This window comes from uncultured Chitinophaga sp., from assembly GCF_937898475.1.
GTDB lineage: Bacteria > Bacteroidota > Bacteroidia > Chitinophagales > Chitinophagaceae > Chitinophaga.
Window position 1 is genome coordinate 1 of record NZ_CALEJS010000036.1, and the last position, 10210, is coordinate 10210.

A 10210-nucleotide genomic window follows, 5' to 3' on the forward strand; every position below is an offset into this window, starting at 1 on the left:
AAACATAAATCCAAATAGCCGAATCTTGAAGATGCTGTCTACCGGGAGCTTACAGTACCATGAAGAAATGGCGCTCCACAAAAGACAAACTATCCACTTTCATTGCCAGTGTTTTCAAAGCAAAGGATATTCCCCTGGGGAAGATCGACTATGCTTTCGCTGAGGACTTCTTCGACTATTTGACCCTGACAGATGGGCTCCGCGACAACAGCGCAATGAAGTACATCAAAAATACCAAGCAGCTAATGAAACTCGCCGTACGCCGGAAATGGATAAACGCTAATCCGATAGAGGATTTTGTATGCTCCTACATCAACCCGGAACGTGATATTCTAACTGTAGATGAATTGAGGACGATGTATAGCAAAGAATTTTCCATTCCCCGCCTCGAGGAAGCAAGGGACGCTTACCTGTTTATGGCTTTAACTGGTTTTGCCTACAAAGATGTGCTGTTGCTGACCCGTGATCACCTGGTTAAATTTTTCGACGGCGAAGATTGGATTGTTAAAAACAGGGAAAAGACCTGGTGCCGTGAAAACGTTCCCCTGCTGCCTGTAGCAAAACAGATCCTGAAGAAGTACGAAAACCATCCTTACTGTATTGCTAACAACGTCTTATTACCAATCAAAAGCAACCAGCGCTTCAACGGTTACTTGAAGGAGATTGCAGATATATGCGGTATCGACAAGAACCTGACTACCCACACTGCCCGGCATACCTTTGCCACTACCGTAACATTGGCCAACGGCGTACCGCTGGAAACGGTCAGTGCTATGCTGGGCCATAAGTCGATCCGGACTACCCAGATATACGCTAAAATAGTAGCGTCCAAGGTAAGCCAGGACATGAAAAGTTTAAAAGCGTCTTTTGATCTGTCAATCCCGAATTCACTGCTGTTAAGCGCCGTAGCATAGGCTTGTATCTTAGTGGGTAGCCGTCACGGTTACCCACTATTACAAATCCGACATTAACATTTGATTAACGATACGAAACGTGCTAAAATTATTTATTGCGGCCCTTGTTGCAATGGCTGGCATCTGCCGGTCGCCATATCCTTCATAACCACTGTCACCAAACAATCAGACGCTAGTTAAATTTTATTGCCATGCAGCAGCATTACCTGTTATCCTATTTTGAAAAGCTCGTTAGAATCGATCTTAAAACACAATCTCAAAACAACCAGCAACCGGACACAAAGTACCTATCCGCGGTTATCAGTGAGGCTACCAGGCAGAAGGAAATATTCCTGGAGGACTTCGGGCGGCAGCTTTACAGTGTCGGCAAGAAGAAACAGGCCGACTGGCATGTGCAATCCCATCAACATTTACTTATACAGTTGATGGACCAAGCAATTGAGCACCTGGAGGTCGGCGATATTTTGAATAGCACAGATCCACCGCCGGCCAACACCTGGAGGCACCTGTACAGATTCCTGTATTTAACCCTGGCGGAAATATTGTCGTTCATCGAAACAGAGTTTCCCAGGCACATGGATATAGAATGTAAAATTCCTGACGCCTACCTGTATTTGGTACAGGGCGAGTTTACCGCTACTATGAAACTATTACAGGAGAAGGCCGACGAAGGCCAGGTTGATCCCTTATTGGTTCCGGTTCTACACCAGCCGTTTGAGGAACTCCTATGTGCTGAACATTCCCGGCTGTTCGTTAGCTACAGCCACCTGCACTATTTAACGAAGCTGAGTAAGCGGATTAAGAAGATCCTGGACCATAGCCGGCGCGGACAGGAACTAACCGAGAGTATCGAAACAGAACTCCACTTTTTAAACTTCAATTCCGTTGCCTACTTCCTCTACTGGACAGGCCGCACCGGCAGAGAAATAGAGCTGCTGCCAACTTCACGCGAAAGGCTTAGTCGCCTCATTTACCTGCAAAAGAAAGTAAGTCAGACACATGTTAAGCCAGGCATCTGTTTAAACCGGCTTCATGGCACATTGCAAAGTCAACTACTATCTTGGATTTCGGTAGAAATAGCATACCAGGAGAAAAACGAAAGTATTTCTGCTACCCTCCATTCAACAGGGGAGCTGGACAGATGGAAAGACTTTAAGGTGCAGACCCGCTTTTCGGTACCGCAGATGGGCGCCATTCTTAAATTGCTGTATGATGCCGGTTTCTACCTGAATCAAAACAAAACGGAGCTCCTGGATTTCTTTTCCTTTTTCTTTACTTCAGTCAAGCAGGACACTGTTTCCAGCCAAAGCCTCCGTAGCCACTTTTACAAGGAGAGTGCAGCGGTATCTAAATCAATCCGGGAGATCTTAGGAGAGCTGATAAATGTATCCCACAAAGGCGTAAGTGTGCTGTTTTATTTTGCCTGGAATTTTTACATCTTTCATGATTTTCTTCTGTCGGTTGATGGCGTAGTTGCATTATGAAAATAAATATCTCAAATTCTTGTCCTTAATTATCAATTTGTTACAGGGGGTTGCGTAACCCCTGTGACTGTTCTGGTGATAGAAAACCCTATTCTTTTGCTGCCATAACAAACAACCACAAATTTTATGGCAACAGAAATCTTAACACGCGAAGACCTGGCTGTTTTTAAAGCCGAATTGTTTACTGAACTCCGGGAATTAATAACCTCCCACCCGGCACAGCCGCGCAAATGGCTAAAGTCCTACGAAGTAAAGGAACTCCTCAACATTTCATCGGGAACATTGCAGAACATGCGTATCAACGGCACCCTTTCCTATACAAAGGTTGGCGGATTGATATTCTACGACTATGCGGACATCGAAAAGCTCATGACTACAACGGGCCCGAATAAACGCTGATGCCGGTGCTGCCTGCTCATACGAATTATATCAAGCATCTGAACGCCTTTTTTGCAAAGATTCGGACGGACGATCGTTTGAATGCAACTCACATCAGTTTGTACATGGCCCTCTTCCAGGTTTGGAATCAACACCGCTTCTGCAGCCCGTTTCCGATTGTACGGGAGGAAATAATGAGCTTATCAAGGATAGGGTCACGCAGCACTTATGTGAAATGCTTACGGCATCTCCATGACTGTGCTTATATAATTTATCAGCAGTCAAGCCTGGCATATGCGCCAAGCAGAGTTTCTATGATCCCTTTGAATGGCGTTTTGCCGGAGAAAGAAAGTCAGCAGTTATTCCTCTTCTCACCAACAAACCAGGTGCAAAATGAGCAAGGTTACCTGTTCAAAAGTGGGCCTCATACATGGCCCACAATTGGGCCTCACATGTGGCCTAAAAGTGAGCCTCATACGTGGCCCAAAAATGGGCCACACTCAGGCCCAAAAGTGGGCCTCTTTTATAAACATATAAACAATAGTAAACAGGAGAGAGAAAACAGGCTCGCGCCCTCAAAAAAAAATAAAAATGTTAAAGCTGAAAAAGCCCCTAAATGTCAGGATGCACCCGGCGCGGAAATTTCCGATCCGAATGCCCGGCATCTTCCGACCCTATCCCAGGTACAGGACTTTTTTAATGCCCACCAGTACCCATCGATGGAAGGCGACAAATTCTTTCACCATTACCAGGCAAACGGCTGGCGCCAGGGAGGCCAAACCCTGATCCTGGACTGGCAGGCAGCAGCCCATAAATGGATACTCAATATTCACTCACAAACTCAGACAAGCAATGACAAACATACCAAATCATCCGCAGGAGCAGGACGGCTCCACTCCAATGAAAACAAGAACTATTCAGACCCCTTATGATTATTACTTGTTGATGCAGCAGTTGGAGGAACATGGAAAGAATATTTATGGACCAAAATTCCAAATACATGATGTGGATCGGCCTGTAATTATCAAGTTGATTGCGTATTTTCTTCGAGATGAGGCTGTAGCTGCTGCAGAAGAAATCGACCTAAACAAGGGTATCTTACTCACAGGAAAGATAGGTTGTGGGAAAACTTCCTTAATGACATTAATGAGGCCATTGGCTGACGAATGTTATCGGCCAGTAATGGTTTCTTGTCGTCAGATCAGTTTCGAGTTTAGTAAGGTCGGGTATGACATAATTGGCCGTTATAGCACTAATGCGTTTTTTCCCTATACAAATGTACCAAGGGTTCATTGCTTCGATGACTTGGGTATTGAACAAACTGTGAACTACTGGGGGAATAACTGCAATGTTATGGGAGAGATACTTCTTTCCAGATATGATTTGTTTATCTCGAATAAGATGGTTACCCATATTACGACGAATTTAAATAGCCAGGAATTAGAAGAGGTGTACGGAAACAGGTTGAGGAGTAGGATGAGGGCTATGTTCAATTTAGTGCCATTCGAAAACCGCACACTTGACAAAAGAACTTAATAATACCAGGTTGTATTTTTTTATAAATTATTGTTTATTAGTGGGTTAGGAATTAAGAAATAAATTGAATATATTTGCTGCAACTTCGAACCACAAACCGTAACATGGAATCGATTTTAAATGTTCCACAAAAATTGCGACCCAAAGCAAAAGCTACAATGGATAATCGGCTTGTAGCCCCAGAAGTAATAGATCAGCAGATAATCGACGATATTGACAGATTGACCGAAGAGCATAATCATTTCTGGTCATCTCCAAATCACGATCGGAGTGAATACCTACATAGCTTTTTCCAGTACCCTGCTATGATGGTTCCGGTTGTTCAGCGTAAGCTGATTGAAATTATTACTCGGAATAAACCTTCTATTTCTAACGTGTTAGATCCCTATATGGGCTCTGGAACTTCTTTGGTAGCTTGTATGGAAAACGGTTTGGATTGTTACGGACAAGATATTAACCCACTTGCTATTCTTGTCGCTAAAACTCGAACCGGGCCGTATTATATTACTGCAATTAAAGAACGCAAAGCTGCCTTTTTTAAATTGTTTGAAAATGACACATCAACGAAAATCGAAGCTGATTTTCCAGGTTTAAAAAAGTGGTTTAAGAATGATGTCGCGGTTGAGTTGTCAAGAATTGTTAGGGCGATAAGAAAAGAATCAAGGCCTGCGATTAGAAGGTTTTATTGGGTTATTCTTGCTGAGGTTGTTAGGTTGACCTCAAATGATAGAACGTCAACCTTTAAATTACACATTAGGAAATTAGAAGATATTAATAAAAGGAATATATCGCCTATTGAGGTATTTAAGGACCATTATCAAAATTGTATAGAAGACCTTCAGTGGTATTCTGAGTTATTAATCAAATCTGGCAGGATTTCAAAAGGAGCATATAAGGGAAATGTTACTGTGAAATTGGCAGACAGCAAAGAAACTATTTTCGACCCTGCAGAAAACATTGACTTCTTTGATTTACTAGTTACATCGCCACCATATGGTGATAATAAAACGACAGTAACTTATGGCCAGCACTCTTATCTTCCTTTACAGTGGATTGATTTGACCGATATCCATCCTTTAGCAACGAGTGATTATCTTAAATCAACTTCAGAAATCGACTCGAGGGGACTGGGAGGAAGAATTAAAAGAAGGAACCAACAGATAAATTTAGCGGAGCTTTTTCTAGCTTCGGTATCGTTTGAAGAAACGTACCGAAAGTTAGTTACTAATTCACCCGATAAGGTTAATAAAGTAGTCAGTTTTATCGGTGACTTATATTCGTCAATAAAAAATATTCATAAATCGTTGAAAGCCGATGCTTATCAGATCTGGACAGTTGGAAATAGAAATGTGGGAGGAATGGAAATACCTAATGATCGAATAATTAAAGAACTGTTGGAAAGTCAAGGAGCTATATTGGTGAAAAAGATATCAAGAGAGATACTAAATAGAAGAATGGCCAAGCGTAATAAGGACGCGGAGCTAATGTCATTTGAGGATATTTTAATTCTTAGAAAAGTTAATGGATAATGTACCTAAATTTCGTATAAGTGCTGCCGTTGTAAAGCAACTGGGAGAGGAGTTGGTGTCAGATGAATTAACTGCGATTATGGAGCTGGTTAAAAACTCCTATGATGCAGATGCAGACTGGGTTAAAATATCAATTAGCACTGACGGAGTTCCGCCAGATGATGATCTTCAATTTAAAAATACTAGAGGTTATATTCAAATTGAAGATAATGGTCATGGAATGAAGTATGTCGACATTGTTAATAAGTGGTTGTTTATTTCAGGCTCGGGTAAAAGAGAGATGAAGGAGAAGGGTGAAGTGACAGAAAAGGGCCGTACTCCGTTAGGGGATAAAGGTTTGGGCAGATTAAGTACTCAAAGGTTAGGAAACGTACTGGAGATGTATAGTGGTGTATCTGGTGAATATGTTACTCACCATGTAGCTTTTGACTGGAGGCATTTTACGGCCGATAGTGCTTTGGATAGTGTAGATACAAATTATCGTACTAGAAATAAAGATTTAAATACCAAAGGAACAAAGCTGATCATTACAGATTTAAAAGACCCCGAAGTTTGGCTTGGGACCAATGCTGACAAGTTTAGAGGTCAATTGTCAAAGCTTATTTTCCCTTTTAAAGAAAAGCGCCCATTTAATATCTATTTGAATATTAATGGTCAACCAAACGATTTGGACGCGATTAATGATAAGCTTAGATCACAGGCTATCAGTAGTTATAAATTCAATTTTGATGGAAGAACATTAGTTATTGTTGGCGAATTGAAATTAGCAAAACTTCAGGGAAATAGTATTGACAAGAAGGAATTGTTTTCTCGTTTAATTCAAAAAGACAACGGCGCAGAGTTTTATCATTTTTTAATTAATTCTCAGGAGAATAAACGGTACTTTATACCTGACGTGACTTATTCTGGTAAGAATGGTGTATTCATTACTTTCAAGCGAGAATTTGAATTTGAAAAGGATATAAAGATAGATTTTGTTATAGACAAAGGAAGCGGTGAGCTTGTGCCAGCAAACCCTGGTAGCTTTTTAGGCGAGATAGACGAATTTAACCTTTCTGGTACGGAAGATATCGAGTCGGCATATGATAAAATATCCGAGTACAAGCAATTGGTAAAAAACCAGATTGGAGTTAGGGTGTTTAGGGATGGATTTGGAGTAAAGCCTTATGGTATGGAGGACAATGATTGGCTCAGGCTTTCAAGGGGACAAACGTCTGGAGGGTCTTTTTATTTACTTAGACCAGAGAATGTTATCGGTTTTGTTTCAATTACCGCTAAAGAGAATGGCTTTCTGGCTGAAAAAACAGACAGGGAAGGTTTTATCGATACACCCTATTCTAAAACCTTTTTCACTATCATAAACCTTATTATTCAGAATATTAATGATGTACTTGATAAAACGAGGAGAAGCTACGACGAATTTAAACGTAAGGATGCTGAAGCTAAAGGCAACATTCGATCATTTATTGATACGCGAGATAGGTTGATTGCTACTTCAAGGCAATCTTCTGCAATAGAGGCCGAGACTCAAAAGGTTCATAGAGAATTAAAGGCAACTGCTAAGAAGGTCACAGAGGCTGTAAGTAAAATTAAAAATGAACCTTTGTTTAGTTCAGCAGAAGAAAATAAGGCCTTGCAAATATTGGAAGAAGTAGATAGGATTTTAAGCACTTCGAATCGTCTACTTGAGAATGTAAATAGTCTTTTACAGAATGCTAAGAAACTTGAAGACGATGCTAATTATCTTGAGCCTAAATTAGATGAGCTTGAAAGGCAAATTGTTCAATTTTCAGAACTGGCAGGTTTAGGAATGACTGCCGAAGCCTTTACCCATGAAATGTATAATCTTATTGACCGCCTTGCATCTCAAAACGATCAGACTTTCAGGCAATTAAGAAAAGAAGGTCTTATCAATGCTAATTTAAATATCTATTTCGAACATGTAAAGGGTTTCATACAATCAACGCGCATTCAACTGAATCATTTAGCCCCTTCTTTTAAATTTAATAGGGAAACGAAACAAGTGATTCAGATGTCGGAGTTCGTTGAGGAATTGAAGCGCTTTTATTCTACTCGTTTTGCTGATATCATAGATATACATACCGCAATTAAATTGGATTTCTCTATTAAGATGAATAGAGGAAAGTTAACTCAAGTATTGGATAATTTAATTCTTAACTCGGAATATTGGCTTAAACAGGTGATAAAAACGGATAATCACTTTAAAGCGGTGATAAATATTGAGGTAGACTCATCTCATTTACTAGTGTCAGATAACGGATATGGAGTTTTGCCGGCATTTGAAAGTACTTTGTTTCAGCCTTTTGTTACAGCAAAGCCTTCGGGAGAGGGCCGAGGATTAGGTTTGTTTATAGTTCAGCAGTTACTAGATTCTGTTGACACTACAATACAACTTTTACAGAAACGTAATGAACACAATAGGAGATATTTATTCCAAATTAATTTTCAAAATATTTTAGTTAGTTAATGGCAGAAAACGAAACTCCAACTGAAGCCCCGCAGGAATTAGATATTAAACCTGCTATACTGGAGAAAATCCAGCGATTATTGACACATTCAAGGGTGTCCAAAATTTATTTCATTGATGATGCAATTGAGCAGGATACGGGCAAGGAAACTTTTAAAGGCATTGTCAGAACGATTCTAGATGATGGGAAAGTTGAGGAACTAAAAAGAGTTGCTATAAAAGGAATCGATTTCTCCACTGATGAAGCCGTGTTGTTTGAACATATTGATGAAGTCTGGGATACGCTCAAGCCTGCCAAGCAGTTAAAGTACTTTGAGAAAGCTTATACAATTGCAGGTACACCAGACGCTATTAATGACCTTAATGTGTCAAATAATCTAAGGGAGTTCTTTAGCGAAGGGCAGATAGAATTCCTTACTCCTAATGGTTGGGATAGCCGGAGGGACGAAATTCTTCAGAGTATAGAAGAAGGTACAAAGATAATGGTAATATTTGACCAGGATTTGAAGTTGGCGAGTGGTCGGTATTCTGAACAGCAAATACAGGGAGAACAATTAATACTTGAACTTAAAGAAAAAGTTGATCCTGAAAAAGTTATCGTATCGCTGTTAACACATACAGCAACAGCATGTGAGCAAGAGCTTCCCAAGAGAACCGAAATTTGTGCGAAGATACACACACTGCAATTAGCGGATTTTTTTGTTCTAGCAAAGGTAAGACTGGAAAAGCCTGAGCTATTTGCGGATGGATTGAAAAAAGTATGTTTAAATACTTATTGTGAGACAATCAAAGCAAGAACTATTGATATCCTCAAAGAGGCGCAATTAGAAACCATTAAGAGAATAGAGGAATTTGATACATATGATTTCGATCATACTGTTTTCAAATCTTCCCATGAAGAGGGGGTTTGGGAGCCGGAGACTTTGTTAAGAATTACTGATGTAATTTTTAAGGACGAGGTTCGAAAGCTGATGATTGCAAAGAGGTATGTTCCTTCTACTAATCCTACAATTATTTCTGCGTTTGAATTGTCGAATATTGAGTTTGATATCGACGGAACGAATAGCCCTTACAATGAGCGGTATAAGTTACGATATCAAGAGGTGTATGAGGCTGGGGATTTATTAAATACGCTACGAAAACCAATCGATAATGGTGATATTTTTATTATTACCGATGGGGAGAAGAAAGGGAAACGATTTGTATTGGTTGGCCAAGAATGTGATCTTATGGTTAGAGGGGCTGACGGAAAGAGAGGTGCAAGGACGGCAACATTGTTAGAAATAGAAACGTTATCTAATGACCAGCTTTTCAAAAAGATGGCGGATAAATATAAAAAAGAAATAGAGAGAGGAAAGTTTAAGAATCATTTTTTTGCGGATAGATTTAAGTTGGAGTATTTTGAAATAGGAACAAATAAAGTTGGTCTCGTTTATTTTAATAAGGCCATTACCATTGATTTGAATGTATCTGATTTGATTGTATTTAATGATGTAGGAGAAGCGAATTTGGATTTGGCAGTGGATGGTTTTGATGGAAGATTTCATAATGATGCATGGAGAAAGCGATTTAATTTAATAAGTACCGAGTTCGCGGAAACAAAGGCGATAATTGAAAAGCAGTGTGCGGCTATTGCGAACCTTGAAGATGATGCGTTAAAAGAGAGTATGATCGTTAAATTTAATCATCTTTTTAGCTTCATTAATAAAGCAGGCATTCAAATTAGTTATACTCCTAATAGATTTTCATTTGGTCTGAAAAGAATAGCAAGACTTAGGTTTCCAAAATCGAAGGTTCTTCTTGATAGATATTATCAATATTTGTCGAGGAGACTGTAAAATAAACTGTGTCAAAGGTTAAAAAATTAAGACCTTTAACACA

8 protein-coding genes are annotated in these 10210 nt (G+C 39.8%); all 8 read left to right on the forward strand.

Features of this window, described 5'->3' with window-relative positions; genetic code table 11:
* The first annotated feature begins 59 nt into the window (after nt 1-59).
* The 8 genes from Q0577_RS21560 (at nt 60) to Q0577_RS21595 (ending at nt 10167) form a co-directional block, all read left to right on the forward strand.
* On the forward strand, nt 60-914 hold the full coding sequence (locus Q0577_RS21560) for a site-specific integrase (protein WP_298740048.1): 855 nt from the start codon (nt 60-62) through the stop codon (nt 912-914).
* A 191-nt stretch (nt 915-1105) separates the two neighbouring features.
* Entirely contained in the window at nt 1106-2398 is a 1293-nt protein-coding gene (locus Q0577_RS21565; RefSeq protein ID WP_298740050.1) for a hypothetical protein, read from the forward strand.
* Nucleotides 2399-2524: 126 nt separating this feature from the next.
* On the forward strand, nt 2525-2797 hold the full coding sequence (locus Q0577_RS21570) for a helix-turn-helix domain-containing protein (RefSeq protein WP_089766240.1): 273 nt from the start codon (nt 2525-2527) through the stop codon (nt 2795-2797).
* A gap of 293 nt (nt 2798-3090) precedes the next feature.
* Nucleotides 3091-3708, forward strand: a complete 618-nt coding sequence (locus tag Q0577_RS21575) for a hypothetical protein (RefSeq protein WP_298740054.1) — start codon at nt 3091-3093, stop codon at nt 3706-3708.
* Nucleotides 3629-4312 carry a hypothetical protein gene (locus Q0577_RS21580; protein WP_298740056.1) on the forward strand — a complete coding sequence of 228 codons (684 nt, stop codon included), beginning with the start codon at nt 3629-3631 and terminating at the stop codon, nt 4310-4312. The genes Q0577_RS21575 and Q0577_RS21580 overlap by 80 nt, the downstream gene beginning before the upstream one ends.
* 104 nt (nt 4313-4416) lie before the next feature.
* A complete protein-coding gene (locus Q0577_RS21585) occupies nt 4417-5841 on the forward strand; it encodes a DNA methyltransferase (RefSeq protein WP_298740058.1) in 1425 nt (474 codons plus the stop codon).
* Entirely contained in the window at nt 5834-8329 is a 2496-nt protein-coding gene (locus tag Q0577_RS21590; RefSeq protein ID WP_298740060.1) for an ATP-binding protein, read from the forward strand. The genes Q0577_RS21585 and Q0577_RS21590 overlap by 8 nt, the downstream gene beginning before the upstream one ends.
* Nucleotides 8329-10167, forward strand: a complete 1839-nt coding sequence (locus tag Q0577_RS21595; protein WP_298740062.1) for a hypothetical protein — start codon at nt 8329-8331, stop codon at nt 10165-10167. Before Q0577_RS21590 ends, Q0577_RS21595 begins: the two co-directional genes overlap by 1 nt.
* Nucleotides 10168-10210 lie beyond the last annotated feature (43 nt).

Bases quoted from the DNA above. Each gene is read 5' to 3' on its own strand.
- Q0577_RS21560 (WP_298740048.1), top strand. From the start codon at position 60: ATGAAGAAATGGCGCTCCACAAAAGACAAACTATCCACTTTCATTGCC.
- Q0577_RS21565 (WP_298740050.1), top strand. From the start codon at position 1,106: ATGCAGCAGCATTACCTGTTATCCTATTTTGAAAAGCTCGTTAGAATC.
- Q0577_RS21570 (WP_089766240.1), top strand. From the start codon at position 2,525: ATGGCAACAGAAATCTTAACACGCGAAGACCTGGCTGTTTTTAAAGCC.
- Q0577_RS21575 (WP_298740054.1), top strand. From the start codon at position 3,091: ATGATCCCTTTGAATGGCGTTTTGCCGGAGAAAGAAAGTCAGCAGTTA.
- Q0577_RS21580 (WP_298740056.1), top strand. From the start codon at position 3,629: ATGACAAACATACCAAATCATCCGCAGGAGCAGGACGGCTCCACTCCA.
- Q0577_RS21585 (WP_298740058.1), top strand. From the start codon at position 4,417: ATGGAATCGATTTTAAATGTTCCACAAAAATTGCGACCCAAAGCAAAA.
- Q0577_RS21590 (WP_298740060.1), top strand. From the start codon at position 5,834: ATGGATAATGTACCTAAATTTCGTATAAGTGCTGCCGTTGTAAAGCAA.
- Q0577_RS21595 (WP_298740062.1), top strand. From the start codon at position 8,329: ATGGCAGAAAACGAAACTCCAACTGAAGCCCCGCAGGAATTAGATATT.